This is a genomic window from Azospirillum doebereinerae (genome assembly GCF_003989665.1).
Lineage (GTDB): Bacteria > Pseudomonadota > Alphaproteobacteria > Azospirillales > Azospirillaceae > Azospirillum > Azospirillum doebereinerae.
Map to the genome: position 1 here is coordinate 171922 of NZ_RZIJ01000007.1, position 26078 is coordinate 197999.

Genomic DNA, 26078 nt, shown 5'->3' on the forward strand with positions numbered 1-26078 from the left:
CGTGGACGTTTTCGCCAGAAGATCGATCAGGACTCTATCCCGTCGCGCATCCTGTGGCATAAGGGGCCAAGCACGCCACGGGAACCCAGTCGCACATGATCCGCCTCGAAAACATCAGCAAGCAGAACAGTCACCGAATCCTTTTCCTGGAAGCCTCCGCGGCGCTGAACCGGGGTGAAAAGGTCGGTCTCGTCGGTCCCAACGGTGCCGGCAAGACGACGTTGTTCCGGATGATGACGGGCGAGGAGTTGCCCGACACGGGCCAGGTGGCGGTCGAGAAGCAGGTCTCGATCGGCTATTTCAATCAGGATGTCGGCGAAATGTCCGGCCGCAGCGCGGTTGCGGAGGTGATGAACGGCGCCGGGCCGGTCAGCACCGTGGCGGCGGAGCTGGCGAGCCTCGAAGAGGCCATGTGCGACCCCGACCGCGCCGACATGGACGCGATCATCGAGCGCTACGGCGAGGTGCAGGCGCGTTTCGACGAATTGGGCGGCTACGAGCTGGAGGGGCGGGCGCGCGAAGTGCTCGCCGGACTCAGTTTCAGCCAGGAGATGATGGACACGGACGTCGGGGCCTTGTCGGGCGGCTGGAAGATGCGCGTGGCGCTCGGTCGCATCCTGCTCATGCGGCCCGACGCCATGCTCCTCGACGAGCCGAGCAACCATCTGGACATCGAAAGCCTGATCTGGCTGGAAGGATTCCTGAAGGGCTACGAAGGCGCTCTGCTGATGACCTCGCACGACCGCGAGTTCATGAACCGGATCGTCACGAAGATCGTCGAGATCGACGGGGGATCGCTGACCAGCTATTCCGGCGACTACGCGTTCTACGAGCGCCAGCGGGCGTTGAAGGAGAAGCAGCAGGAAGCCCAGTTCGAACGGCAGCAGGCCATGCTGGCGAAGGAGCTGAAATTCATCGAGCGCTTCAAGGCCCGCGCCTCGCACGCCAGCCAGGTTCAAAGCCGGGTGAAGAAGCTGGACAAGATCGAGCGCTTCGAGCCGCCCAGGCGCCGCCAAGTCGTGTCCTTCGACTTCCCGCCGGCGCCGCGCTCGGGCGAGGACGTCGCGGTGCTGAAAAACGTGCACAAGGGTTACGGCGGCCGGACCATCTACGAGGGGCTCGATCTCACCATCCGCCGCAAGGAGCGCTGGTGCGTCATGGGCGTCAACGGCGCGGGAAAATCGACGCTTCTGAAGCTGGTGGCAGGCTCGACCGAGCCGGATGCCGGGACCGTCACGGTCGGCGGCAGCGTGAAGATGGGCTATTTCTCCCAGCATGCGATGGAGCTTCTCGACGGCGACAGGACCGTGTTCGAGTCCCTGGAGGGCTCCTTCCCGCAGGCGGGGCAGGGTTCGCTCCGGGCGCTTGCCGGTTGCTTCGGCTTCTCCGGCGACGATGTGGAAAAGAAGTGCCGCGTCCTGTCCGGTGGCGAGAAGGCCCGGCTCGTGATGGCGACCATGCTCTACAACCCGCCGAACTTCCTGGTGCTCGACGAGCCGACCAACCATCTGGATCTCGACACCAAGCAGATGCTGATCATGGCGCTGGCGGCCTACGAGGGCACCATGCTGTTCGTGTCGCACGACCGGCATTTCCTGGCGACGCTGTCCAACCGGGTGCTGGAACTGACGCCGGAGGGCATTCACCAGTATGGCGGCGGCTATACGGAATATGTGGCGCGCACCGGGCAGGAAGCGCCCGGGCTGCACAGCTGATCGGACGGTCTGGGGCGGGGTGACATTTTCCTGATGTTGGCGAAATAATGCCTCGAACGGAAAATTTTTACTGCAAGAGAAGGAATTGACGTACATTTTCCTCTTGCCTCGCCGTGGAGGACGACCAACATCCGCATCCATGGGCGATGCACGCCGGTCCGGCAGCGTCGAATGCCGGATTTGAGAAGACAAGAGGATAATGACTTTTGAAACGAAGCGGCGCCGTTCAGCGCCGAAGCATCGCGCCAGCCAGCAGCGAGCGCGTCTTTCTCCCCCCGACCGCAAGCCGGATGACGGCGGGCCGGTCACGCCGGGAGCGCAGGCTCGCGACGGTCGCCGTCCGGCGTCCGGCCCGGTTCCGGGCACCGACGAAATCCTGTTTCTGCCGTTGGGCGGTTGCTCGCGCATCGGCATGAACATGGCGCTGTACGGCCATGCCGGGAAATGGCTGATCGTCGATGCCGGCGTCGCCTTCCTGGGCGACGACGCGCCGGGCATCGACTCCCTGATGGCCGACCCGGCCTTCATCCTGGACCGGATGGACGACGTCGTCGGGCTGGTCGTCACCCACGCGCATGAAGACCACATCGGCGCCATCCACCACCTGTGGCCGGGCCTGCGCTGCCCGATCCACGCCAGCCCCTTCGCCGCCCACGTGATCCGCGAGCGCATGAAGGAAGCCGGCACTCTGAGCAAGGTGCGCATCCGCGAGTTCGACATCGGCGACACGCTGTCGCTCGGCCCCTTCCGGATCCAGACCATCGCGGTGACCCATTCCATTCCCGAACCGGTGTCGCTGGCGATCCACACGCCGGCCGGCACGGTGCTGCACACCGGCGACTGGAAGTTCGACCCCAACCCGCTGGTCGGCCAGAAAACGGACATCAACGCGCTGAAGCGCCTCGGCGACGAGGGCGTGCTGGCGATGCTGTGCGACAGCACCAACGCCAATGTGGACGGTGCGACCGGCTCCGAGGCCGACGCCCGCGCCGGCCTGATCGATGCCTTCGCCGGCCGCAAGGGGGCCATCGCGGTCACCGGCTTCGCCAGCAACGTCGCGCGGATGACGGCGGTTCTCGAAGCCGCCGCGGCCCACGACCGCAAGGTGGTTCTGGTCGGCCGGTCGATGGTGCGCATGGAAAAGGCTGCGCGCGCCTGCGGCTACATGAAGGGCCGTCCGAACTTCGCCAGCATGGCGGAGGCCTCCTGGATGCCCCGGCGCAACCTGGTGTTGCTGTGCACCGGCAGCCAGGGCGAGGAGCGGGCGGCGCTCAGCCGCCTGGCCCGAAACGAGCACCGCGACCTGTGGCTGGAGCGTGGCGACACGGCCATCTTCTCCGCCCGTTCCATTCCCGGCAACGAGGTGGCGCTTGCCGACGTGCAGGAACACCTGCGTGGGATGGGCGTCGACGTGGTGACTCCGGCCGACGCGCCGGTCCATGTCTCGGGCCATCCGAAGCGGGACGATCTGCGCCGCATGTACGATCTGGTTCGCCCGCGCTTCGCGGTGCCGGTCCACGGCACGATCGAGCATCTGGAGGCTCACGCCCGGCTGGCCCGCAGCTGCGGCGTCGAGCGGGCCTTGATCCCGGAGGACGGCGACATCTTCCGTCTGGCCCGCGAGGGCACCTCGGTGGTCGGCCGCATCGAGCCCGCGCGCCTTGCCAACGACGGGCGGACGCTGATCGCCTGGGGCGGTCCCGCCGAGGACGTCGAGGGCGCCGCCCACGCGGTCCGCGCCAGCGCGTCGCTGTCGCTCGCCAGCTAGGCCCGATCCCGGCTGCGATGTCGGGCTTCGGTCTGGCTCGGCATCGCGCCCTCACGTTGCGGGCGGCGTCGGCGCAGGGCGTTCAGCAGGATGCCGATGGTGGCGCCGTTGTGCAGCACCGAGGTGGCAATGGGCGACAGCAACCCAAGCGCGGCGGCGGCGAGGATGCCGGTGTTCACGCCCACGGTCAGCCGGTAGTTGGTGGCGATCAGCGCCATGGCCGCGTCGGCGATGGCCTTGGCGTCCGCCACCTTTTCGATGTCGTCCTCCAGCAGGGCGACGTCCGCCGTCAGCCGGGCGATGTCCGCCCCTTTCTGCATGGCAATGCCGACATGCGCCCCGGCCAGCGCCGGCGCGTCGTTGATGCCGTCGCCGACGAAGGCGATGCGGGCGCCCTCGCGGCCGAGATCCGCGATGATCCGCGCCTTGTCCTCCGGCAGCAGTTCGGCGTGGACGGCGTCCAGGCCCAACTGTTCCCCCAGCTCGGCCGCCCGCTCCATGTGGTCGCCGGTCAACAGCAGAATGCGTTTCACCCCCAGCGCCCGCAGGCGGCGGATCGTGGCGGCGCTGTTGTCCCGCACGCTGTCCTTCAGCGCGAGGATGCCGAGCAGCACGCCGCCGTAGCCGATGTACAGCAGGGTCTTGCCCTGGCGGTACAGGCCATCGACCACGTCGCGGTGGGGCTCGATGTCGATGCCCTCGTCCTCCTGCACGAAATGCCGCGATCCGACGACGATCCGCTTGCCGTCGATGACGCTGGCGACGCCGTGGGCGACGATGAACTCGACCTCCTGGTGGTCGAAATGGTGGCTGTCCAGGGCGCGGGCGGCGTTCACCACGGCCAGCGCCAGCGGGTGGAAGTAGTGCTCCTCCACCGAGGCGGCCAGCGCGATGAGGTCTTCGGGCGTGTAGGCCGCGTCGAAGACGACCGAATCCGTCACCATCAGGGAGCCGGTGGTCAGGGTGCCGGTCTTGTCGAAGACGAAGGTGTCGGCCTCGGCCAACCGTTCCAGCGCCCCGGCCCCCTTGACCAGGATGCCTGACTGCCCGGCCCCGTACATCGCCGATTTGAAGGCCACCGGCGTCGCCAGCTTCAGCGCGCAGGAATAGTCGGCCTGAAGGACCGACGCGGCGCGCAGCCAGTCGCCGGACACCAGATAGGAGGCGCCGGCCAGCCGCAGCACCGTGGGCACCAGCCGGTCGGCGAGGCGGGAGGCCTCCAACTGCGCCTGGCTCTTGGCGAGCAGGGATTGCTCGACATACTCGGCGATCCGCGCCGCCGCCGTGCCGGTGCCCACCTGCTCCGCGTAGATCGACAGCCGGCCCTCCTCAACCAGCGTTCCGGACAGCACCTTGGCGCCGCGCGTCTTCACCACCGAGACGCTTTCACCGGTCATCGCCGCTTCGTTGACCATGGCCTCGCCCGCCAGAACGGTGCCGTCGACCGGAACGACCGCCCCCGCCCCCGCGACCACCGTGTCGCCGGCAACGACCTCGGCGGCCGGCACCAGCACCTCGTCATCGCCCCGCATCACCCAGATCTCGTCGCAGGACGGACGCAGCAAATGCTTGAGCAGGTGATCGGAGCGGCGGGCGATGGACTCTTCCAGATGCTCGCCCAGAACCAGCATGAAGGTGGTGGTGTTGGCGGCGGTGTAGTCGGCGCGCGCCAGCGAAATGGCGATCGCCATCCCCTCCAGCACGTGGGAGGTGACCCCGGCGCTGCCATACTCGGCCAGGGCGTGCCTGAGCAGCGGCGCCGCCCCGGCCATGGCGAGGGGGAAGCGCAGGGGACGCGGCAGCAGCCCGCTGCCCAGCAGCGTCGCCGCGCTGGCGATGACCGCCGACCGGCCGCCGACCGGTTCCGTGGCAATGGCGCTGGCGGCGGCGGGTGCGTCCAACGCGGCCAGCGCCGCCCGCAGGCGGTCGGCGTCGGTGACCGCCGGATCGTAGGCGAGGATCACCGAGCGCGCGCGTGGATTGACCCGTGCGCTGGTGACCCCCGGCAACAGGGCGGCGGCCGGTTGCAGCCCTTCCGGGGCGCCGGGCGATTCCGGGTTGGTCCGGTAGCGCAGCCGCACCCGTCCCCATTCCGGCCCCGCCGTGCGGTGGACGATGTCCACCGTCCGCAACCAGCCGCCGAGGCTCACGCCGGCCCGTCCGGCGCGGCGCCCATTTCCGCCTGGATGTCGGCGACCTGCTCCTTCATCTCTTCGAGACCGCCCATGATCCCGGAATAGAGCGACAGCCCAGACTTGATGAGCTTGCCGCGCAGCTCGTCGTCGGACAGCACATAGGCGGCGGCGGCGCCGATCGCGGCGCCCAGCAGGAACTGCTCCGAACGCCCCGCCGGCAACAGCCGCGACAGCCCGTCGAACAGACCGCCGCCCGCCGCCCGGCCGAAGCCCTGGCCGTTGAAGGATTGAGCCTGAGCGTTCCAGGCCTCCATCCGTTGCCGCGCTTTCTTATCCTTCTTGCGCGATTTCTTGGCCAAGACCGGTCTCCTTGTCGTCGTTCGGGGGGTGCGGATCCGCCAGGGGATCCGATGCCGGGGGATTCGTCGGGTGATCCAGCAGATTCTCCGCCGCCAACACGGCGGCGGCACCGACGGTCGCGGCGGCCAGAGCGATGCCGTAGCGACGCTGGGCCAGGGCATCGGCCGCCGCCGTGCCCGCCGCCAACGCCGCGCCACCCTGGATCGCGCGGTGCAGGACGCGGCGGGGAGTCGCCGTGGAGCGGTCCTGCACGGCGGTCAGCAGCGCCGTGGCGACGAAGCCGCGCGCGAAGACGTAGGCGAGGGCGTCGGGGCGCGCCGCCTTGCGGCGCTTAGGCATCCTGATCTCGGCCCGGCACCGCCGGTTCGGCGGGTTCCACCGGAGGGGCCTCGGCGGTCGCCTCGGCCGGGGTGAGCTTGGCGCGCAGGCCGGCGGAGGATGTCTCCATCGCCGCCAAGCCGCTCACCGCCGCCCGCCGCAGGCCGGCCTGGGTCTTGTCCAGGCGGGCGGCGGCGCCCTCATCCGCAAGCTTGGTCTTCTTCAGCCACTGGACGCCGACGATGCCGGCGATCAGGCCGGACGCGAATGTGAGCACGGGAAGCACGGCGTATCTCCTTGTGTGAAGCGGCGTCGTCCGGCCTTCAGGCGGCCCCGGCGGGAGGGGTGAGTGCCCGCAGCAGACGTTCGGCGGCGTCCGAGGGCGTGCCGGCCAACAGATCCCCCCAGGCTGCCGGTGGAATCCGGTCGGCGTCGTATTCGACGACGCAGGACCGCGCCAGCAGGTTGACGTTGACGGACCGGATGCCCGGCGCCTCGGTGACGAGCCGGCCGAAGCGTTTCGCCTGGGCGATGGCATCGGCCAGATCGGTGTCCTTCGCCGCCAGCTTCAGCCGGATGCGGCCGGGAATATGGTGGGCGATGCTCAACAGGCTGACGAAGCGGAGCAGCGGATGCGGGTCGGTCATGATGGATCAGCGGAGCAGTTGCTTGCGGTGGGTGGCCAGATGGACCGTCAGAAAGGCCAGATGCGCGACGCCGAACGCGGCGTGCAGCTTCTTGCCGACGGCGAGCGCCAGCAGCGTTCCCGACAGGCTGCCGAGCATGCCGATCTTGGCCGCGCGGTTGAGTTTGCGGGGGGCGAAGGCGGCAGGCTTCTTCGCCGCTTCCTCCGCTTTCCCGGCGTCCGGCGCTCCCAGCGTCGCGGCGACGCGAGCCTCCATGTCTACCGGGGGGATCCGCGCAGGATCGTAATGGATCAGGACACTGCCGGTGGCGGGGTTGCCCGTCACCGACAGAACGCCGTCCCAGCCGCGCAGCGTCGCCTGCAAGGCCTCGTTGCGTGCTGCCTGACGCAACGTTGGATGGCGCAGGCGCAGGCGGCCGGGCAGGCGGGAGACGGTCCAAGAGACGGGCATAGCGGTGCACCCAATTGCAAAACGCGCCGGCTGGCGTGGGCGCCAGCCGATTCCCGTCCGCAACCCTTGCGGGGAAACGCGAGAATTGCTCCGGCCGCAGACGCTAGACCCTTGAAAAAATGCGGTCAAGCCAAGCCGCCACGCTCAAGCCTGCGTCACGTCCGCGCATATAACGAATGAAACCGCGCCATCGCTTCAGAATCGAAAAATCCCGCGCCTGCTTCGGCAGGGATCCCAAACGCTTGGTTGAGCGATCATTGGGGGACGGTCTCCTTGGCGGGCAGCCCCCGGCACCAGCGGCGCCACATCCAACGATAGGCCCGCTCGACGTGACGGGCGTAGGCGGGCGCTTGGCAAATCCGCGAGGCCGACAGATGCGCGCGGGCGGTGCGGCGCCAGGAATCCAGGGCGGCGCCGTCGCGGGCCAGCGCCACGGTCCGGGCGACGAAGGCGTCGGGGGTCCCGGTGATCCAGCCCTCCAGCCCGGCGGCGTCCAGGATCGACGCGGCCATGCGGCTGGCGAAGCGGTCGCCGGCCAAGGTGACCACCGGGACGCCCATCCACAACGCCTCGAAGGCGGTGTTGCCGTAGGCGTAGGGATGGGTGTCGAGCGCGACGTCCACCTCGTTGTAGACCGCCAGATGGTTGTCCCGGCCGGGGGTGAAGGGGCGGAACAGCAGCCGTTCGGGCGTCACGCCGACCTCGGCCAGCCTGCGGCGGTAGAAGGCCTGGATCGACGGCTCCGCAAGGCCCTGGCCCTTCAGCAGCAGGCGGGAGCCGGGAACGGCGTTCAGGATGCGGCCCCACGCATCGATGGTCGGGTCGCTGATCTTCCAGCGGCTGGTGAAGCAGCCGAAGGTCGGGACGCCGTTGCGGCGGAGGGGAGGGGCCACCGTCTCCGGCGCGTCGGCCGGAGGCCGGTACTGGCAATAGCGCGGCAGGCGGACCAAACGCTCGACGAAGGGCTCCGTGCTGCCGGGGGGGTGGGCGACGGGGTCGGTCAGCCAATAGTCCATCGCCTCGTCGGCGCTGGTCATCACATGGTGGAAGGCGACCTGCACCGGGGCGGGGCGATGCCGGAAGACGCCGGTCCGCGGCAGCATCGATCCGCGCCCCAGCAGGCTGACCAGGATGTCGACGCCGTCGTCGCGGATGCGGCGGGCGGCTTGGGCGTCGTCCAGCCCGAGCAGGCTGTGGCGATGCTCCGTCAGCCGGCCCATGCGAGCCTGCGCCGGATCGGCGTAGTCGGTGTCGGCGTAGACATGGACCTCCACCCGCCGCCGGTCGTGGCCGGTCAGCAGCGGCTCCAGGAAATAGAGGATGTTGTGATCCTCCCGGATGGCGCCGGAGACGTAACCGACCCGCAGGATCCGCTCGGGATCGCGGTCGTTGGCGTGGGGAGCCACGGGAAGGGCGTGGCCATGCCGTTGCCGGAAGCGCTCGACCTCGGCGGCCAGCGAGCCGTTGCTGGTGGCGGGCAAAGCCAGCATGGAGAAGAGCAGAGTGTCGTGGGCCTCGGCGTCGCCGGGGGTCAGCGCGACGACCCGGCGCATCGCCGGCAGGGCGTCCGCCAGCCGGCCGGCGTTGAACAGCGCGTCGCCCAGCCCGGCCTGGGCCGTCGCGTCATCGGGGGCCAGGACCGCCGCCCGACCGAACAGCGCGGCGGCCGGGCTGAAGAGTTGGGCCCGCTGCTGGAGCTGGTCGGCGAGCAGCAGATAGGGCAGGGGAGTCTGTGGCCCCAACGCGATGGCGACGCGATAGGCGCGGTCGGCCTCGCTGAACCGCCCAGCCGCTGCCAGGGCGAAGCCCAGTGAGAAACGGGCCTTGGCATGGCCGGGAGCATCCCGGACGATGGCACGGAAACCGGCCGGCGCGTCCTTGCCGCCGCCGCTCAAGCGGTCGTGGGCCTCGGCGAGGCGGGCGTCGATGAGCTGGATGTCCGCCCGCAGGGCATCGTGCGCGGCGCGCGCGGCGGTCAGCGCCGGATCGCTGGCGACGGCTCTGGCGAAGGCCGCCAGGGCGCGGTCGGGATCGCCGCACCGGCGCAGCGCCCCGCCCAGCCCGAACCATGCCGGGGCGTGCGCCGGATCCAGCGCGGCGGCGCGGCGATAGCCCCGTTCCGCCTCGCCGGCCCGGCCGAGCCCATCCAGCGCGGCGGCGTGGCCGCAGCGGCCGGCGGCGTCGGCCGGCTCGATCCGCAGGGCCTTGGCGAAATGGGCCAACGCCTCCTCCGGCTGTCCGGAACCGGCCAGCAGGGCGCCGCGCAGACGCAACGCCGCCGCGTTGCGGGGGACGGCCTGGAGGATGCGGTCGCACAGGATCCCCGCCTCGCCGGCGCGTCCGTTCCGGTGATGCTCGAAGGCGAGACGCAAGGCTTCCTGAAGCGTGGCCATGACGGGCGGACCTTTGGCGGGACAAGTCGCGGGGCAGGGGAGGGCGGCGACGGGATCAGGCGGGCGCGCCGTCCGGGGATAGCCGCAGCGGGGCCGGCGGCAACCCGTCGCAACGCCGTTTCCAGACGAGACGGTAAGCGGCTTCCAAGTGGCGGACGTAGCGCGGCGCGTCCATCAGCGCGGAGCCGCCGGTCCGCGCGCGCAGCCCGGCGCGCATCGCCTCCAGCCTGTCCCGCTTGGTCGAGAGCCGGATGGCGGTGGCGACGTAGTCGTCGACCCGGTGGGTGACCAGTTCCTCCAGCCCGACCGTGGTCAGGTGACAGAGCCCGACCCGCGAGAAGGGCGCCCGGCCGCACAGGGTGAGCACCGGCACGCCCATCCACAGCGCGTCGCAGGTGGTCGTGCCGCCGTTGGCGAAGAGCGGGTCGAGGCACAGATCGACCAGCCGGTAATCCTCGTAAGGGTCCGGCGTCGGGGAGCGCAGGGCGATGCGCTCCGCCGGGATGCCGGCGGCGGCGAAGGCGTCCAGCACCCGGCCGCTCATCCCCGCGCTCGCCAGCCCGCGCCATTTCAGCATCAGCCGGCTGTCGGGCACCGCCCGCAGGATTTCGGCCCAGGCCGCCACCGTCGGCGGCGTCAGTTTGGCCAGCGTGTTGAAGGAGGCGAAGGTGAAGGGGTTGCCGGCGCGCCATGGCGATTCCACCGGCGGAACGAATTGGGAGGGGGCCGGGCGGTAGCAGACATGGGCGTCGGGAAGGCGGATCAGCGCCTCGCTGTGCAGGGCGTCGGCCCAAGGCGGCGAGAAATGGCGGTCGCTGATCCGGTAATCCATCGCCGGCAGCCCGGTCGTGTTGGGGTAGAGCGGGTAGCTGATCTGGAGCGGCGCCGGCTTGCGGGCGAACAGCGGCAGCCGGTTTCCGGCCATGTGTCCGGCGCAATCGACCAGGATGTCGATGCCGTCGCGGCGGATCGTCTCGGCCAGCGCGGCCTCGTCCAGGGCATGGACTTCGGTCCAGCCGCCGGCCAGCGCCTGGAACTGTCCGGTCACCGCGTCGTTGGAAGAGTGGTCGTGATAGCCGCGGATGTCGAAGCCGGCGGGGTCGTGGTTCTCGAACAGCGGCAGCAGATAGTGGAAGGCCGGGCCGGGGTAGCGGCGGAAGTCGGGCGACAGATAGCCGACGCGCAGCCGGCGTCCGGCCTCGTCGGCGCGCGGCGTTGCGTGGAGAAGGGCCGGGCGGGCGAAGTCCCGGCCATAGCGGCAATGCTCCGCGAAGACTGTCTCCAGCGGCTCGCCGGCGTTGAAGCACAGGCTGAACAGCAGGTTGGAGGCGGTCAGCGGATCGGTGGGGCGCAGCGTCCGCGCCAGCCGCAACGCGTCGGCCGCCTCGGCCAGCGAGCCGTCGCCCATCAGGGCCACACCCAGGTTGGATTGCGCCTGCCCGTCGGCGCCGCCGGGATCGAGGGTGATCGCCCGGCGGTGCATCTGGATCGCCACCGGCAGCATGCCCCGTTCCTGCCGCACCGCGCCGAGGCTGGTCCAGGCGGCGGGCTCGTTCGGCAGGAGCGCCAGCGTCCGCCGCAACGCGTCCTCCGCCGGATTCCAGGCGGCGGCGGCGAAGGCGCGTCCGGCCAGGGCGAGAAACCCGCTCGCCAGCAGCGCCGCCATTCCCGGATCGTCCGGGTGGATCGTCAGGGCATGGCGCAGGCAGGTCAGGGCATCCGTCACCTGCCCGGCGTCGAGCCGGGCGGCGCCGAGCCCTCCCAACGCGCCGGCGTCGGCGGGATTCAGGACGACGGCGCAACGGAAAGCGCGGATCGCCTGAACCGTCCGCCCGGACTGCCGCAGAAGCTCGCCCAGGCTCCCATAGACCGGCGCCAGATCCGGCCGCAGCCGCTGGACATGGCCGAAGCCGGCGGTGGCATCGGCCGTGGCGCCGGCATCGCGCAGGGTGACGGCGTGGTTGTAGGCCGCCATCGCATGGCCGGGGGCGAGCGCGACGGCCCGACGGTAGAGGCCGAACGCCGCGCGGCTGTCGCCCCGGTCGGCGGCCTCGTCGGCCAGCCGGGCGGCGAGGTCGGCGGCGGTCGCGGCGACCGACTGGTCCGGCTGCAACGCCAGCGCCCAGCCGAAGGCGGCCAACGCTTCCGAGCCGGCTCCGCGCGCCAGCCGCAGCGTGGCGAGGTCGCGGTGGAACGCCGCGTTTCGGCCGCCGAGCGCGACGGCGGCGGCGACGTCCCGCTCGCCCTCAAGGGAGCGGCCGGTCTGCGCCTTCAGAAGCCCGAGCCGGTGGCGGGCGTGGGCATGGCGGGGGGCGGCGGCCAGGATGCGCCCGTACAGGAGTTCCGCCTTGTCCAGGGCGCCGCCGTCATGGTGGCGCGTGGCCAGTGCGAACGCCTCGTCGATGCTGGCCATGCGTTCCTGTCCTGATCTCGGGCTGGTGTCGTGCGAGGGACGATAACAGACGCCGGGGGAGGAGGTGAAACGGGGATGCCGCGCCCGCCGCCTTCTCCGGTCCTGCCCCAGGTGGAAAGGATCGATACGGAACGGCCCGCCCCATCCCTAGCGGGACGAGGGGCTGGAAGGGAGTTCGTCCCCGAAGACGGGAAGCCGCCACGGCCCGCCGAGTTCGGTGTTGCGAAGGAGGAGCACCAGCTCGTCGCGCGACCGCGTCACGGCCGTGTACAGCCACCGCCATCTGTGTTCCCGGAACGCCGCCGAATCGTCGATCACGGTGACCGAGGGAAATTCCGACCCCTGGGAGGCGTGGCAGGTGATCAGCCACGCCCAATCATACATCTGGATGTCCTTCCCCACGCGCGGCTGGACCGTTCCGTCAGTGTAGTGCGCCTGGAACATCCAGGGATGCACGATCAGCTTGCTGCGCGACCGGACCTCGTCCTCCATCTGCACGCCCAAGGACCACAACCCGGCGTCCCGGCCGCGCGCTTCGGTGGCCGCCCGTGTCATGGAGCCGATCATCCCGTTGAAGAGCCCCTCGTCCTTCTGGTTGCGCCGGCAGATGACGCGCTCGCCCGCCTGCGGCATGACGGATTCATGCCCAAGGAGAGACCGCATCCTTTTCGTGTAGGTGGTGCGGACACGGTGGGTGCCGCAGATCGCCTGCGACGAGGGTCGCATCACCAGGGACTGGGTGCCGCGCTCCAAGGGGAGGACGTGCACCTTGCCGACCGAGCCGAACCGCCGGGGCAGTTGCTGCTGGCGCAGCAGATGGGCCAAGCGGATGACCGGGCTCTCCCGCGCGGTGCGGTGCGGCTCGGTCAGGCGGAAATCGGGTTCCCCGCCGGTGAACATGCCTTGGCCGGACACCGGCGGCAGCTGGTAGTCGTCGGCGATCACCAGGATCTTCTTCTCCGTCCGGAGAAGATCGCGCGCCACGTCGTCGCCGACCATCGAGCCCTCGTCGCAGACGATGAGATCGGCCTCGGCCAGGGGGCCGTCGGCCCGGCGGGCGAAGTACAGCTCGCCCGTGTCCCCATCCTTGCGCGGGGCGTAGAGCAGCGAGTGCAGCGTCGCCGCGCTGTCGATCCCCTTCTGGCGCAGCACCTGCGCCGCCTTCCCGGTCGGCGAGCCGACCACGTAATCCTTCAGCCGGCGGCGTTCCTGCAGATGTTCGAGCACGAAGGCCGTGGTCTTGCTCTTCCCCGTTCCGGCTTCGCCGGCAAGCCAGAAAACCTGCGGGGCCTGGTCATCCGCATACCAGGCGTCGATCGCCTGGATGGCGCGATGCTGCTCGTCGGTCGGCGTGTCGGAAGGCATGGACTCAACCGGAATGGAAACGCGGATGGAGGCGCACCCTACTTTGCTCCTCCAGCCCCGGTCCAGAGGCCATCGCCGAAAGGGAAAACCTTAGCAACGCGCGTCCGATACCGTCGGCCGGGATTCGCATGGGCGGCTGGGAAGCGCTTCACAGGCAACCCTGTAAGGAGTCACAAAAATCTATTCAGACATTCACATAGATTAAATCGAAGTCGAGGGAAGGCGCCCAGTGAAGAAACATCGGCAATATGAGAAACGATGCCTGATTTCCGGCGAGGTAGGGCTCTCGTCCATATTGACAAAACGAAAAAAATTGGCGGGTACTGCAAGATTCTCGTATCGGGAAGGTCGCTCGATCCTGCCCCAAGGATTGGCTATTGCTCTTACGGTGTGTTGCTATGCGCATTGAAGCGGTGTAGCGTTTCCCTCTTTCTAAAGGAGGCGTTCGATCATGAAAACGCTGGCCACGATGCGGATCGAGCCGGCCTTGCTTGCCGCGGCATGGTGCTGTGCCAAGTGGGAAGATCGTCTCCTCGACAACCCGGGCGAGACCGTGCCCGCACACGGGTTTCGCGAAAAGCCGCTTTCCAACGCGGTCGCCAACCACGCCCTGATCAAGACCAAGGTGTCCGAGCCGCGATGACCGAAACCGCCATGGCGCTGGACAGCGCCCCGCATTCTCTTCCCAAGACCCCGAGCGGCATCGAAGGGTTCGACGACATCACGCTGGGCGGCCTGCCCCAGGGGCGGCCGACGCTGGTGTGCGGCGCCGCCGGCTGCGGCAAGACGCTGTTCGCCATGACCTTCCTGGTCAACGGCGCCGTCCGCTTCGACGAGCCCGGCGTGTTCATGAGCTTCGAGGAGCGGGCCGAGGATCTGACCGCCAACGTCGCCTCGCTCGGCGTCGACGTGCCGGCGCTCGTCGCCGCCCGCAAGCTGGCGATCGACCATGTCCGGGTCGAGCGCAGCGAGATCGAGGAGAACGGCGAGTACGACCTGGAAGGCCTGTTCGTCCGCCTCGGTTACGCCATCAAGAGCGTGGGCGCCAAGCGGGTCGTTCTGGACACGGTGGAGGCGCTGTTCTCGGGCTTCACCGACACGGGCATCCTGCGCGCCGAGCTGCGGCGGCTGTTCGGCTGGCTCAAGGACCAGGGCGTCACCGCGGTCATCACCGGCGAGCGCGGGGAGGGGCAGCTCACCCGACAGGGGCTGGAGGAGTATGTCTCCGACTGCGTGATCCTGCTCGACAACCGGGTCGAGGAGCAGATCACCACCCGGCGGCTGCGCATCGTCAAGTACCGTGGCTCGTCCCACGGCACCAACGAGTACCCCTTCCTCATCGACGAGCAAGGCATCAGCGTCGTGCCGATCACCTCGGCCGGCCTTGCCCACAAGACCTCGGACGAACCGGTGTCGAGCGGCGTCCCCGGCCTCGACGCCATGCTCGGCGCCGGCGGCTTCTACCGGGGGTCGAGCGTTCTGGTCACCGGCGGTTCCGGGACCGGCAAGACCATCTTCGGCGCGCAGTTCGCCAGCGCGACCTGCCGGCGCGGCGAGCGCTGCCTGCTCTTCACCTTCGAGGAATCGCCCTCCCAGCTCATCCGCAACGTCCGCTCCGTCGGGCTCGATCTGAGACCCCATCTGGACGCCGGGCTGCTGCGGATCGAATCGGCCCGTCCCAGCCTGTTCGGCTTCGAGATGCATCTGGCGCGCATGGTCCGCGACGTGCGGCGGTTCCGGCCGACCGCCGTGGTGATCGACCCCATCTCCGCCTTCCACGGCCCTTCCTCGGAGATCCAGGCGGCGTTGCTGCGGCTGATCGACATCCTCAAGGAGGACGGCATCACCGCCTTGTTCACCGGACTGACGGCGTCGGGCCCGATGACCGATGCCGATCACATGGTGTCCTCGCTGATGGACGCCTGGATTTCGCTGCGCTGCATCGAGGAGACCGGGGAGCGCAACCGTGGCCTCTACGTGTTGAAGGCGCGCGGCATGGGCCATTCCAATCAGATCCGCGAGTACCGCCTGACCGGGCAGGGGGTCGTGCTGATCGAGCCCTATCTGGGTTCGGGCGGGGTGATGACCGGGTCGGCGCGGCTGGCCGAGGAGGCCCGAGAACGGGCCGAGACGATGCGGCGCCAGCGGGCGACCGAACAGCGCCGCCGCGATTTCGAGCGCAAGCGGCTCTCCACCGAACGGCAGGTCGCCGAATTGCGGGCGGCGCTGGACGCCGAGGCGGCGGAGTTGGAGCGGCTGGACGAGCAGGCGACGTCGTGGGAGCAGTCGCTCGAACAGGACCGTGACGCGATGGCGGTGATCCGGGGAGCGGCGGAATGAGCGGCGCCGACAAGCCGTCTCCCGTGGCTCTTGCCGAAGCAAGGGCGTTCCCCGACACCGGTTCTCCCGATGGGCACTACAGCCTGCGGCTCTACGTGGCCGGGCAAACCGCGAAGTCGCTGACGGCCATCGCCAACCTCAAGCGGATCTGCGAGGAGCATCTGGCCGGCCGTTACACCATCGAGGTGATCGATCTGCTGGTGAATCCGCAATTGGCCGAGGGCGACCAGATCATCGCCATCCCGACCCTGGTGCGCCATTTGCCGCAGCCGCTGAAACGAATCATCGGCAACCTATCCAACACGGAACGCGTTCTTGTCGGTCTCGACATCCGCCGCCAGGAGATGTGATGACCGATGGCCCGGGATACGATCACACCGCCCCCCGCTATACCTTGCGGCTCTATGTGACGGGCTCGACGCCCCGCTCGACGCGGGCGATCGAGAACATGCGCCGCATCTGCGCCACGCATCTGGACGGGCGCTACGATCTGGAGGTGATCGACATCTACCAGAATCCGGTGGCGGCGGTCGATCAGCAGATCATCGCCGCGCCGACGCTGGTCAAGCTTCTGCCGCTGCCGTTGCGGCGGGTCGTCGGCGATCTTTCGGACACCGAAAAGGTCCTGGCCGGGTTGGAGATCCAGCCGCACCCACTCCCTCCCAGCGCGTGACATTCCCATCATGCTCCCAGGTCCCAGCGCCGCCCCCCCCAGCGCCGCCGCCGATGGAATCCTCGAAGACCTCCGTCGCGAGCTGACGGAGGCGCAAGCCCGGCTGCGCGAGGCCGAGGACACCATCGACGCCATCCGCAACGGCGAGGTCGATGCCGTCGTCGTCGCCAGCGCGGAGGGGCATCAGGTCTACACGCTGGAGAACGCCGACCGGCCCTACCGGGTGCTGATCGAGCAGATGCAGGAAGGGGCGGTGACCCTGAACGCCAGCGGTGTCGTGCTCTACTGCAACCAGCGGCTCGCCACCCTGCTCGAAACGCCGCAGGAGCGGATCGTTGGCGGCGCCTTCACCCGCTTCGTGCCCGCCGAGGATCGCGCGACCTTTGCCTGGTTGCTGTCCGGCAGCACCGAGGACGGGGGACGGGGCGAGTTCACGCTGATGGCGGCGGGCGACCTCCGGGTGCCGGTCCATCTGTCCTTCGCCGTGCTGCCGGGGATGGAGGAGCGGATCCTGTGCGGTGTCGTTACCGACCTCACCCAGCAGCGGCGGCGCAACCACGAGCTTGCCGAGACCAACGCCCGGCTGGTCGCCGAGATCGCGGAGCGCGAGCGCGCCGAGGCGAAGCTCCGCCAAGCCCAGAAGATGGAGGCGGTGGGGCAGCTCACCGGCGGCATCGCCCACGACTTCAACAATCTGCTGATGATCATCACCGGCAACCTCGAACTGGCCAGGGGGCGGCTGGGCGCGGAGGAGCGGGTGGTGCCGCTCCTCACCCAGGCCATGGGCGCCGCCGAACGGGGCGCGCAGTTGACCAAGCAACTCCTGGCCTTCTCGCGCCGGCAGAATCTCCAGCCCCAGGTCCTCGACATCCACACCCTGCTGCCGGCCTTGGTGCCGCTGGTGCGGCACGCGGTCGGCGCCGCCATCGTGGTGGAACTGGTCGAGGCGGCGGAGCTTTGGCATTGCCGGATCGATCCGCATCAGTTCGAGAACGCGCTGCTCAACCTCGCCATCAACGCCCGGGACGCCATGCCCGAGGGGGGATGTGTGAGGATCGTCACGGAAAACGTCACCTTGGACGAAAGCGTGGCGTTCGGAATTCCGGACGCGCATCCCGGCCGATATGTGGCGGTGTCGGTCGGGGATTCGGGACATGGCATGGACGCCGACACCATGGAGCGGGCGTTCGAGCCCTTCTTTACCACCAAGGACGTCGGCAAGGGCTCCGGCCTGGGCTTGAGCATGATCTACGGCTTCGTCCGCCAATCGGGGGGCTTCGTCACCTTGCGCAGCGTTCCGGGGCAGGGCACCCGCGTCACCCTGCATCTGCCGTGGGCCGCGCCGCAGGACGCGGTCGAACCGGTGCCGGTGCCGCCCGTCCCGTTGATGGAGAACGGGCAGGGCACGGTGCTGGTGGTGGAGGACGACGAGGACGTGCGGCGGCTGGTGGTGCAGCTCGTGGAGGCGTCGGGCTACACCGTGATCGACGCGGACAGCGGCACGGCGGCGCTGGCGGTGCTGGCGGAGAACGCGGCCATCGATCTGCTGTTCTCCGACGTGGTGATGCCGCACGGCATGAACGGCATCGATCTGGCCCGCGTGGTGCGTCAGCGGCACCCGGACGTGTCCATCCTTCTGACCTCGGGCTTCACCGCTGGGAACCGGGTGCGGGACCCGGTGCTGGAAATGGAGTTTCCCGTCCTCCGCAAGCCTTATCGCCACGAGGAACTGGCGGGGGCGATCCACCATGCCCTTGGCCAGCGGCCGCGCCTTCCGTCCTGCGCTCCCGCTTCGTCCGCGCCGGACGTCGCGGCCCCGGCGGCCGACGAGGCGGCCGACGAGGCGCCCGATGCGGAGCCGTCGAGGCCGCGCGTCCTGCTGGTCGAGGACGAGACGCTGGTGGCGATGGCGGTCGAGGCGATGCTGGACGATCTGGGCTATGCGGTGGTCGGGCCGGCGTCGACGCTCGACGAAGCGTTGTCGATGGCCCGGAGCGAGCCGTTCGACGCGGCGCTTCTGGACGTGAGCCTCGCCGGCGTGCATTCCTACCCCGTCGCCGACCTTCTGGCCGCGCGCGGGATCCCCTTCGTGTTCGCCACCGGCTACGGAGCCGCCTCGCATCCGGAACCGCATATGGGGGCGCCGACGCTCGCCAAGCCCTACGGGGTCAGCCAGTTGACCGGCATGCTGACGCATGTGCTGCCGGCGCCTCGGCGTCGTTAGGGAGCCGTCCCGCCGGGAAGGGTTCATTCGGCGATCGTCCGACCGGCCCCTCAAAAGAGTTGACCCGTTCGCGCCCTGCCCCTAGCTTTCCGCCCGACGGTTGCCCGCAAGGGCTGAAAAGGGAACACGGTGCGAATTCGCGGCGGCGCTGGACAGGCGCCGACGCCGGAATCCATGCCGAGGCTGCCCCCGCAACTGTAAGCGGCGAGTCGTCCGTCGATAAGCCACTGGGATCTCGGGTCCTGGGAAGGCGACGGAGCGACGATAACCCGCGAGCCAGGAGACCTGCCGTCAGTCGTGGTCACACGCGAACGCGTTCGGGCGGGGTGCACCGGAGGTCGTCAGGCCGGGACTCCGTTCGCGGAGACACCGGCGGGACTTGGTTCGCGGTGACGTGCCACCGGCGTCCCGCCCGAGGTCCCCAATGCCCGATCATGCCAACCGTCCGTTCCGGACCCTTCCGTTCGCCCTCGTCCTGGGTGGCGCTTTCCTGCCCGTTCCCGTCCTGGCCCAGGAGGCGGCCCGAAGCACCCTCCTGGCGCTGCCGCCGCTGTCGGTCACGGCCAACCGCGTCGCCACCCCAGCGGCGGAGACCGGCAGCGCCCTGACCGTCATCACCGGCGAGGAGCTGGAGCGGCGCCAGACCCGGATCCTGTCCGACGCGCTGCGCGAAGTGCCGGGCGTCGCCGTCAACCGCACCGGCCCGATGGGGTCACTGACCCAGATCCGCATCCGCGGATCGGAGGGCAACCAGACGCTGGTGATCGTTGACGGGATCGAGATGAACGATCCGTCCTCCGGCTCCGAATACGACTTCGCCAATCTGCTGGCCGGCGACGTCGAGCGGGTCGAGGTCCTGCGCGGTCCGCAGAGCGCGCTCTATGGCTCCGACGCGGTCGGCGGCGTCGTCAACATCGTGACCAGACGCGGCAAGGGACCGCTCGCGGTCAAGGCGGCGGTGGAGGGCGGCTCCTTCGGAACCGCCGCCGGCCGCGCCTCGCTCGCCACCGGAAACGACCGCTACGACCTGTCGGTCAGCGGGCAGGGCGTGTTCAGCGACGGCGTCTCGGTCGCCGACAAGCGGCGCGGCAACCCCGAGAAGGACGGCTACCGCAACGGCACGCTCGCCGGCAACTTCGCCGTCCGCCCGACCGGGAACAGCGAGATCGGCGTCGTCGGCCGCTACACCCGCTTCCGCACCGACAGCGACGACTTCGTCGGCGGGCGCGGTGCGGTGGACAGTGGCACCGACACCACCGGGGAGCAGTATTTCGGCCGGGTCCAGGGCAAGGCCGCTTTCTTCGAGGGCCGGTGGGAGCACATCGTCGGCCTGTCCTACGGCAACCAGCAGCGCGACTACCGCAATTCCGCCAAGCTGGTCACCAGCCGCTACGAGGGTCGCAAGACCAAGGCCGACTACCAGACCAACCTGACCCTGAACACCGGCCCGGCCGAGCATGTGCTGACCGCCGCGATCGAGCATGAGGACGAGAAGGCGATCAGCAAGAGCAGCTTCGCCAATTTCGACCGCTCCATCGGCACGACCGGGCTGGTCGGCCAGTACAAGCTCGGGCTGTTCGACCGGCTGACCCTGACCGGCAGCGTCCGCCACGACGACAACGATCTGTTCCGCGACGCCACCACCTGGCGGACCACCGCGGCCTATCTGGTCGAGGCCACCGACACCAAGCTGCGCGCCTCCTACGGCACCGGGGTGAAGAACCCGACCCTGTTCGAGCTGTACGGCTACACCGCGACCTTCCGGGGCAACCCGAACCTGAAGCCGGAGAAGGGGCGCGGCTGGGACGCCGGCTTCGACCAGCCGCTTTGGGGCAAGCGGGCCTCGGTGGACGCGACCTGGTTCAACCAGCGCATCCGCGACCAGATCACCGGAACCGGGACCAGCGCCATCAACCTGCCCGGCGAGGCGCGTGTCCGGGGCGCCGAGCTTGGGCTGTCGGTCGAGCCGGTGGACGGGCTGCTGCTGCGCGGCTCCTACACGTTGACCGACGGGGTGGATTCGAGCGGCAACGAGCTGGTGCGCCGGCCCAAGCAGCTGGCCAGCCTGAACGTCAACTACCGCTTCCTCGACGACCGGGCGAACGCCAATCTCGGGATCGTCTACAACGGCCGGACCAGCGACTGGGCCTACGACGCGTTCTACAACCGGCAAGTCGTCAATCTGGCGCCCTACACGCTGGTCAATCTGTCGGGTTCCTACAAGCTGACGGAACAGGTGGACGTCTTCGGCCGGGTCGAGAACCTGTTCGACCGCCATTACCAGGAGGTTTGGACCTACGGCACGCCGGGCCGCGCCGGCTATGTCGGGTTGCGGCTGTCGCTGTGAGGCGTTGGCTTCTGCGGATCCTCGCCGTCCTCCCGCTCGCGGGGGGGGCGGCGCTGGCCGGGGACGCGCCGGCAAAGACGCAACGGATCGCGTCGCTGAACCTCTGCGCCGACGAGCTGCTGCTGCGGCTGGTCGAGCCCCAGCGCATCGCCTCGGTGACGTGGCTGGCGCGCGACCCGCGCGGCTCCAACGTGGCGGCGCTGGCGGCGGCGGTCCCGGTCAACCGGGGGCTGGCGGAGGAGATCGTGCCGCAGCGGCCCGACCTCGTCGTCGCCGGGAAATACACGACGCGGACGACGGTCGGGCTGCTGAAGCGGCTCGACATTCCCCTGCTGGAGCTGGACGTCCCCCAGACGGTGGAGGCGGTGGCGGAGCAGATCCGCCAGCTCGCCCATGCGGTCGGCGAGCCGGAGCGCGGCGAGGCGCTGATCGCCGGCATGACCGCCCGCCTGGACGCCCTCGACGCCCTCGATGCCCTTGCGCAAGGGCAACGTCCGACCGCCGTCGTGCTGCGTCCGAACGGCTTCGTCGCCGGCTCCGGTTCGCTGGTCGACACGATCCTGACCCGCGCCGGGCTGGACAACCTCGCGGACCGGCTGCCGCTGGGCAGCCAGGGCGCCTTGCCGCTGGAGGCCATCATCCTCGGCGGCGCCGAGCGGCTGATCGTCGACGCCGCGCCCGACGCGCCGCCGTCGCTGGCCCACGCGGTGCTCCACCACCCGGCCGTGGCGGCGCTGGCGACGCGTGTGCGCGTGGTGTCCCTTCCCTCGCGGCTGTGGACCTGCGCCGGCCCGCAGATCGCCGAGGCCGCCGAATTGCTGGCCGTCGGCCGGGAAGCCGCGCCATGAGCCGGCTTCCCCTGGACGAGCGCATCCCCTACGCCGCGCTGGTCGCCGGCTTGGCCGTGCTGACCCTGGCGCTGGGCCTCGCCTCCGTCGCCATCGGCTACGTCCCCTTCGATCTCGGCGCCGCCTTCGGGGATCTGCTGGGCGGTCGCGCCACCCTGCCGGCGCTGGTGCTGGCCGAGTTGCGGATTCCGCGCGCGGCGCTCGGCCTGCTGGTCGGGTTCAGCCTTGGCCTGACCGGGGCGGCGATGCAGGGCTGGCTGCGCAATCCCCTGGCCGAACCGGGCCTCGTCGGCGTGTCGAGCGCCGCCGCGCTGGGGGCGGTGGTCGTCTTCTACAGCGGCCTGTCGGCGACGGTCGCCCTCGCCCTGCCGCTCGGCGGGATGGCCGGCGCCGCCGCGGCGGCGCTGCTGCTGAACGTGATGGCGGCGCGCGGGGCCGGCACCACGACGCTGGTGATCGGCGGCATCGCCATCAACAGCCTCGCCGGGTCGCTGACCGCGCTGGCGCTCAACCTCGCGCCCAACCCCTACGCCGCGCTGGAGATCGTCTTCTGGCTGATGGGGTCGCTGGCCGACCGTAGCACCGACCAGCTCTGGCTGGTGCTGCCGCCGATGCTGGCCGGCTGGGCGCTGACCCTGTCGGGCGCCCGCGCGCTCGACGCCCTGACGCTGGGGGAGGACACCGCGCGCAGCCTGGGCTTCAACCTCGCGGCGCTGCGGGTGCGGCTGATCGCCGGGGCCGCCCTGGCGGTGGGGAGCGCGGTGTCGGTGACGGGGGCGGTCGGCTTCGTCGGGCTGGTGGGGCCGCATCTGCTGCGCCCGCTGGTCGGCGCCCGTCCGGGCCGGCTGCTGCCGGTCAGCGGGCTGGCGGGGGCGTCGTTGACGCTGGCCGCCGACATCGCGGTCCGCCTGCTGCCGACGCGGCCGGAACTGAAGCTCGGCGTCGTCACCGCGCTGATCGGCGCGCCCTTCCTGATTGCCTTGATCTGGCGGTTGCGCCGGGAGGAGCCGTGATGCGCATCGACGCCACCGGAATCACGGCCTCGGCCGGCGGGCGCCGCGTCCTGTCCGATGTGACGCTCAACCTCCAGGCGGGCGCGTTCGTCGGGCTGATCGGCCCGAACGGCGCCGGCAAGACCACTTTGCTGCGCATCCTCGCCGGGCTTGCCCCGCCCGCCGCCGGGACCGTCGCCTTCGACGGCGCCGACGCCGCCCGCCTCGGCCGGCGCGCCCTGGCCCGGCGCATCGCCTATCTGGCGCAGGACGGGCCGGTGCATTGGCCGCTGCGGGCCGAGGCGCTGGCGATGCTGGGCCGCCTGCCGCACCGGGGGATGCTGGGCGGCGTCACGGCGGCCGACCGGGCGGCGGTGGAGCGCGCGCTGGCGAGGACCGACACGCTGCACCTGCGGCGGCGGATCGTCGGCACCCTGTCGGGCGGCGAGCGGATGCGGGTGCTGCTGGCCCGCACGCTCGCCACCGAGGCCGCCCTGCTGCTGGCCGACGAGCCGGTCGCGGCGCTCGACCCGCGCCACCAGCTGGAGACGATGGCCCTGCTGCGCGACGCGGCCCGGAGCGGCACCGGAGTCGTCGCCGTGCTGCACGACCTGACGCTCGCCGCCCGCTTCTGCGACCGGCTGATCCTGCTGTCGGACGGCGCCGTCCTGGCCGACGGGCCGCCCGACCAGACGCTCACCGACGCCAACCTGCGCGACGCCTACGGCATCGCCGCCCATCGCGGCCGGGTCGGCGACCGGCCCTTCCTGCTGCCCTGGACCGCGCTTTCCACTCAAGGGGAACCCGCCCGATGACCGACGCCCTTCCTCCCACCCATGATCCGTCCGAGGTTGCGGCGCTGCTGCGCGAGGCCGTCGCCGATCCGGCGACCGCCTGGAGCCTCGGCTCCTTCGGCGCCGTCGCCGAGTTCCTGCGCGACGCCGACGAGCCGGTGCGGCTCGGCGACGACGGCGCGCGGCTGGAGGCCCGGACGGCGCGCGGCGGCCTGCGGTTGCGGTTCGATCCGGCGGTGCGCCCGGTCGCCTACGAGACCGCCGCCGGAACCGGCTGGAGCCAGGCCGTGGCCCTCTGCCTGCCCGCCGACGCCTGCGCCATGAGCGGACGCGGGGTCGTGACCGAGCTGGGACCGGACGCCGACGCCCTCGCGCCCGAGGACCGGGACGGCGTTCTGTTCGACATCGGCCTTGGGCTGCCGCAGACCGACGCCTGCGTCCGCTCGGCCGACCCGCGCGTGGTGGAGCGGCTGCGCGCCGGGGTCGGGCGGGCTCTGTTCGATCCCGAAAACCCGTTGGGCCGCGCCATGCCGGAGCTGAGTCCCACCCGCGTCTTCCTTGGCCGTGTCGGCCGGATCGAGGTCGGCCAGCCGATCCCGCCGCCCGGCGGCGCCAGCCCGGAAGGGCCGCACACCCACGTCCTGCCCCGTCTGCTGGCCGCCGGCCGCACCCACGCCGCCACCGCCCCCATTCCCGATGGCTGGGTTCCGGTCGTCCACCTGTTCCCGCCGCACCCGGCGAAGGACGGCAACGGCCGGCCGATCCCGTTCGACCGGGGCCGCCACGCCGCCTTCCAGGCCCTTCTGGAGCGCCACGGCGTTCCGGCGCTGGTCGGCCTGAAGCGCGCGGTCCTGGAGGCGCTGCACCGGAACGACCCGCCCATCGACGACGCGGCGCTCGACCGGGCGCAACGCCTGGCCGTCCGCGTCGCCGTCCGGCAGGCCGCGACCCTGTCCCCCGGTCTGCCCCGGCTCGCGGATTGGGTCGGCCGCTTCGACCGGCCCGACGCCGCCGGCGGCGAGGAGGCTCGCCCGGCGCATTGACGGGGTGGCGGGGCTCGTTCGGGCGGTCATCGCCGGGCGGTCAGCAGCATGCGGCCGTAAACCACGCCGAACAGCAGAAAGGCGACGATCCACGCCACCCCGGCCAGCGGCATCAGCAGCATGGTCCGCTGCGGGGCCAGCGCGGCGGCGATCCGCGCCCCGGCCGCGACCGTCACGGCGGCGTAGATCGCGATGGTGGGCCAGGAGGCGACGAGCGCCCGCCCGGTGTGGCCGAGCGTGGCGCGGGTCATCACCGCCAGCGTCATGCCGCCGATGGCCCCCGCCGTCCAGGCGTGGAGCGCGGCGCTGCCATGGGCCACGCTGCCGGCGACCGAGGCCCAGCCCGCCAGCAGGAAGCCGGCCGGGATGAAGGCGTAGGCGACGTGGAGGACGAGGACGAGCGGCTCGGCCAGCGTGCGGTGCGGTTGCCAGCGCGCCAGCCGGACCGCCTGCGCGATTCCGGCAACCAGCAGCAGGGCGCCGGTCAGGCGCTCGTCGACAAGTCCGGCGTCCCGCGCGACCCAGCCGGCCAGGGCGAGGACGCCGAGGCCCACCGCCACTTGGTCGAAGCGGGAGAAGGGGGCGGGCAGCCGCGCGGCGCCCTGCTTCTTCAACCAGTTCCCGGTGAAGCTGGGGATGATGCGACCGCCGACCAGCATGATCAGCGTCACCGTCGTCGCGACCGCGAGGCGCGCGCCGTGGGTGCTCTGCCCGAAGCGCCACAGCTCCCAATGGAAGAGGCTCTGCGCGCCGATCAGGACGAAGAGGACGCCGAGGACCTTCAGGTTGCGCCAGTTCCTGCCGGCGACGATCTCCCGCCCCATCACGGCGGCGAGCGCGACCGGAAACAGCAGCGTGACCAGCGCGGTCGCCAGCGGCCCCAGCGCGGTCGAGCCGGCGACGCCCAGCCGCCCGGCGGCCCAGGCCGCGAACAGCGCGGCCAGCGGCCAGCCGACCACCGGCAGGCGCCCGGTCCAGTTCGGCACCGCCGTCATCAGGAAGCCGGCGACGATGGCCGGCACATAGCCGAACAGCAGCTCGTGGGCGTGCCACGCGACGGGGGAGAAGGCCGTGTCCGGATTGATGAAGCCGAGGAACCACGGCACCCAGACGGCGATCAGCCCGGCGGCGTAGAGCGCCCCGCAGAAGAAGAACGGCCGGAAGCCGAAGCTGAGGACGGCCGGTCCGGTCCAGTTGCGGGAGCGCTCCATGGTGGTGGGCTTCATCGTGGCTTGCCTTTCGCGGTCGTCGCT

At 70.5% G+C, this 26078-nt stretch carries 22 protein-coding genes and 1 riboswitch; of the genes, 12 read left to right on the top strand and 10 right to left on the bottom strand.

The features are described from left to right. Positions 1-95: 95 nt before the first annotated feature. Positions 96-1715, top strand: a complete 1620-nt coding sequence (locus tag EJ913_RS11355) for an ABC-F family ATP-binding cassette domain-containing protein (protein WP_126997823.1) — start codon at positions 96-98, stop codon at positions 1713-1715. Between the two features lie 199 nt (positions 1716-1914). After that, positions 1915-3483, top strand: coding sequence for a ribonuclease J (locus EJ913_RS11360; RefSeq protein WP_126997825.1), 1569 nt, complete (start codon positions 1915-1917; stop codon positions 3481-3483). Here the strand turns inward: EJ913_RS11360 and EJ913_RS11365 are convergent. From EJ913_RS11365 to EJ913_RS11405, 9 genes are all read right to left on the bottom strand, one after another. Continuing rightward, positions 3480-5633, bottom strand: a complete 2154-nt coding sequence (locus tag EJ913_RS11365; protein ID WP_126997827.1) for a heavy metal translocating P-type ATPase — start codon at positions 5631-5633, stop codon at positions 3480-3482. The two genes, EJ913_RS11360 and EJ913_RS11365, sit on opposite strands and share 4 nt — an antisense overlap. Next, positions 5630-5977: a YtxH domain-containing protein gene (locus EJ913_RS11370; RefSeq protein ID WP_126997829.1), complete on the bottom strand. Its 348-nt coding sequence runs from the start codon at positions 5975-5977 to the stop codon at positions 5630-5632. Before EJ913_RS11370 ends, EJ913_RS11365 begins: the two co-directional genes overlap by 4 nt. Next, the gene (locus EJ913_RS11375) at positions 5949-6317 is read right to left on the bottom strand and encodes a hypothetical protein (RefSeq protein ID WP_185909752.1); all 369 of its coding nucleotides are present in this window, start codon (positions 6315-6317) and stop codon (positions 5949-5951) included. Before EJ913_RS11375 ends, EJ913_RS11370 begins: the two co-directional genes overlap by 29 nt. Beyond that, positions 6310-6582: a hypothetical protein gene (locus EJ913_RS11380; protein WP_185909753.1), complete on the bottom strand. Its 273-nt coding sequence runs from the start codon at positions 6580-6582 to the stop codon at positions 6310-6312. The genes EJ913_RS11375 and EJ913_RS11380 overlap by 8 nt, the downstream gene beginning before the upstream one ends. 37 nt (positions 6583-6619) lie before the next feature. Then, the gene (locus tag EJ913_RS11385) at positions 6620-6943 is read right to left on the bottom strand and encodes an HMA2 domain-containing protein (protein WP_126997831.1); all 324 of its coding nucleotides are present in this window, start codon (positions 6941-6943) and stop codon (positions 6620-6622) included. A 6-nt stretch (positions 6944-6949) separates the two neighbouring features. Beyond that, complete coding sequence (locus EJ913_RS11390; RefSeq protein WP_126997833.1) at positions 6950-7393, bottom strand: HMA2 domain-containing protein; 444 nt, start codon at positions 7391-7393, stop codon at positions 6950-6952. A 254-nt stretch (positions 7394-7647) separates the two neighbouring features. Beyond that, positions 7648-9786 (bottom strand): tetratricopeptide repeat protein, encoded by a 2139-nt coding sequence (locus tag EJ913_RS11395; RefSeq protein ID WP_126997835.1) that lies wholly within the window; start codon positions 9784-9786, stop codon positions 7648-7650. A 55-nt stretch (positions 9787-9841) separates the two neighbouring features. Continuing rightward, positions 9842-12199 carry an O-linked N-acetylglucosamine transferase family protein gene (locus EJ913_RS11400; protein ID WP_126997837.1) on the bottom strand — a complete coding sequence of 786 codons (2358 nt, stop codon included), beginning with the start codon at positions 12197-12199 and terminating at the stop codon, positions 9842-9844. Positions 12200-12346: 147 nt separating this feature from the next. Beyond that, complete coding sequence (locus EJ913_RS11405; RefSeq protein WP_126997839.1) at positions 12347-13564, bottom strand: ATP-dependent DNA helicase; 1218 nt, start codon at positions 13562-13564, stop codon at positions 12347-12349. Positions 13565-14015: 451 nt separating this feature from the next. Here EJ913_RS11405 and EJ913_RS11410 point away from each other — a divergent pair, with 451 nt between their 5' ends. The 10 genes from EJ913_RS11410 (at position 14016) to EJ913_RS11455 (ending at position 24825) form a co-directional block, all read left to right on the top strand. After that, positions 14016-14207 (top strand): hypothetical protein, encoded by a 192-nt coding sequence (locus tag EJ913_RS11410; RefSeq protein ID WP_126997841.1) that lies wholly within the window; start codon positions 14016-14018, stop codon positions 14205-14207. Beyond that, positions 14204-15904 (top strand): circadian clock protein KaiC, encoded by a 1701-nt coding sequence (gene kaiC, locus EJ913_RS11415; protein WP_244939321.1) that lies wholly within the window; start codon positions 14204-14206, stop codon positions 15902-15904. Before EJ913_RS11410 ends, kaiC begins: the two co-directional genes overlap by 4 nt. After that, complete coding sequence (locus EJ913_RS11420; protein WP_126997843.1) at positions 15901-16254, top strand: circadian clock KaiB family protein; 354 nt, start codon at positions 15901-15903, stop codon at positions 16252-16254. Before kaiC ends, EJ913_RS11420 begins: the two co-directional genes overlap by 4 nt. Continuing rightward, complete coding sequence (locus EJ913_RS11425) at positions 16254-16577, top strand: circadian clock KaiB family protein (RefSeq protein ID WP_126997845.1); 324 nt, start codon at positions 16254-16256, stop codon at positions 16575-16577. The genes EJ913_RS11420 and EJ913_RS11425 overlap by 1 nt, the downstream gene beginning before the upstream one ends. Before the next feature lie 10 nt (positions 16578-16587). Next, positions 16588-18801 (top strand): response regulator, encoded by a 2214-nt coding sequence (locus EJ913_RS11430; protein ID WP_126997847.1) that lies wholly within the window; start codon positions 16588-16590, stop codon positions 18799-18801. Between the two features lie 80 nt (positions 18802-18881). Then, a riboswitch (cobalamin riboswitch) is annotated at positions 18882-19108 on the top strand. Between the two features lie 117 nt (positions 19109-19225). Continuing rightward, a complete protein-coding gene (locus EJ913_RS11435) occupies positions 19226-21148 on the top strand; it encodes a TonB-dependent receptor plug domain-containing protein (protein ID WP_126997849.1) in 1923 nt (640 codons plus the stop codon). After that, positions 21145-21996, top strand: coding sequence for an ABC transporter substrate-binding protein (locus tag EJ913_RS11440; protein ID WP_126997851.1), 852 nt, complete (start codon positions 21145-21147; stop codon positions 21994-21996). The genes EJ913_RS11435 and EJ913_RS11440 overlap by 4 nt, the downstream gene beginning before the upstream one ends. Further along, on the top strand, positions 21993-23009 hold the full coding sequence (locus EJ913_RS11445; protein ID WP_126997853.1) for a FecCD family ABC transporter permease: 1017 nt from the start codon (positions 21993-21995) through the stop codon (positions 23007-23009). The genes EJ913_RS11440 and EJ913_RS11445 overlap by 4 nt, the downstream gene beginning before the upstream one ends. Continuing rightward, positions 23009-23803, top strand: coding sequence for an ABC transporter ATP-binding protein (locus EJ913_RS11450; RefSeq protein WP_126997855.1), 795 nt, complete (start codon positions 23009-23011; stop codon positions 23801-23803). The genes EJ913_RS11445 and EJ913_RS11450 overlap by 1 nt, the downstream gene beginning before the upstream one ends. Then, positions 23800-24825 carry a DUF6925 family protein gene (locus tag EJ913_RS11455; RefSeq protein WP_126997857.1) on the top strand — a complete coding sequence of 342 codons (1026 nt, stop codon included), beginning with the start codon at positions 23800-23802 and terminating at the stop codon, positions 24823-24825. Before EJ913_RS11450 ends, EJ913_RS11455 begins: the two co-directional genes overlap by 4 nt. A 26-nt stretch (positions 24826-24851) precedes the next feature. Here the strand turns inward: EJ913_RS11455 and EJ913_RS11460 are convergent, their stop codons facing one another. Beyond that, entirely contained in the window at positions 24852-26051 is a 1200-nt protein-coding gene (locus EJ913_RS11460) for an NnrS family protein (protein ID WP_126997859.1), read from the bottom strand. Positions 26052-26078 lie beyond the last annotated feature (27 nt).

What these genes read in the sequence shown, in the direction of transcription:
- EJ913_RS11355 (WP_126997823.1), top strand. Translation starts at nt 96, where the DNA reads ATGATCCGCCTCGAAAACATCAGCAAGCAGAACAGTCACCGAATCCTT.
- EJ913_RS11360 (WP_126997825.1), top strand. Translation starts at nt 1,915, where the DNA reads ATGACTTTTGAAACGAAGCGGCGCCGTTCAGCGCCGAAGCATCGCGCC.
- EJ913_RS11375 (WP_185909752.1), bottom strand. Translation starts at nt 6,317, where the DNA reads ATGCCTAAGCGCCGCAAGGCGGCGCGCCCCGACGCCCTCGCCTACGTC.
- EJ913_RS11385 (WP_126997831.1), bottom strand. Translation starts at nt 6,943, where the DNA reads ATGACCGACCCGCATCCGCTGCTCCGCTTCGTCAGCCTGTTGAGCATC.
- EJ913_RS11390 (WP_126997833.1), bottom strand. Translation starts at nt 7,393, where the DNA reads ATGCCCGTCTCTTGGACCGTCTCCCGCCTGCCCGGCCGCCTGCGCCTG.
- EJ913_RS11395 (WP_126997835.1), bottom strand. Translation starts at nt 9,786, where the DNA reads ATGGCCACGCTTCAGGAAGCCTTGCGTCTCGCCTTCGAGCATCACCGG.
- EJ913_RS11400 (WP_126997837.1), bottom strand. Translation starts at nt 12,199, where the DNA reads ATGGCCAGCATCGACGAGGCGTTCGCACTGGCCACGCGCCACCATGAC.
- EJ913_RS11405 (WP_126997839.1), bottom strand. Translation starts at nt 13,564, where the DNA reads ATGCCTTCCGACACGCCGACCGACGAGCAGCATCGCGCCATCCAGGCG.
- EJ913_RS11410 (WP_126997841.1), top strand. Translation starts at nt 14,016, where the DNA reads ATGAAAACGCTGGCCACGATGCGGATCGAGCCGGCCTTGCTTGCCGCG.
- kaiC (WP_244939321.1), top strand. Translation starts at nt 14,204, where the DNA reads ATGACCGAAACCGCCATGGCGCTGGACAGCGCCCCGCATTCTCTTCCC.
- EJ913_RS11420 (WP_126997843.1), top strand. Translation starts at nt 15,901, where the DNA reads ATGAGCGGCGCCGACAAGCCGTCTCCCGTGGCTCTTGCCGAAGCAAGG.
- EJ913_RS11425 (WP_126997845.1), top strand. Translation starts at nt 16,254, where the DNA reads ATGACCGATGGCCCGGGATACGATCACACCGCCCCCCGCTATACCTTG.
- EJ913_RS11430 (WP_126997847.1), top strand. Translation starts at nt 16,588, where the DNA reads ATGCTCCCAGGTCCCAGCGCCGCCCCCCCCAGCGCCGCCGCCGATGGA.
- EJ913_RS11435 (WP_126997849.1), top strand. Translation starts at nt 19,226, where the DNA reads ATGCCCGATCATGCCAACCGTCCGTTCCGGACCCTTCCGTTCGCCCTC.
- EJ913_RS11445 (WP_126997853.1), top strand. Translation starts at nt 21,993, where the DNA reads ATGAGCCGGCTTCCCCTGGACGAGCGCATCCCCTACGCCGCGCTGGTC.
- EJ913_RS11450 (WP_126997855.1), top strand. Translation starts at nt 23,009, where the DNA reads ATGCGCATCGACGCCACCGGAATCACGGCCTCGGCCGGCGGGCGCCGC.
- EJ913_RS11455 (WP_126997857.1), top strand. Translation starts at nt 23,800, where the DNA reads ATGACCGACGCCCTTCCTCCCACCCATGATCCGTCCGAGGTTGCGGCG.
- EJ913_RS11460 (WP_126997859.1), bottom strand. Translation starts at nt 26,051, where the DNA reads ATGAAGCCCACCACCATGGAGCGCTCCCGCAACTGGACCGGACCGGCC.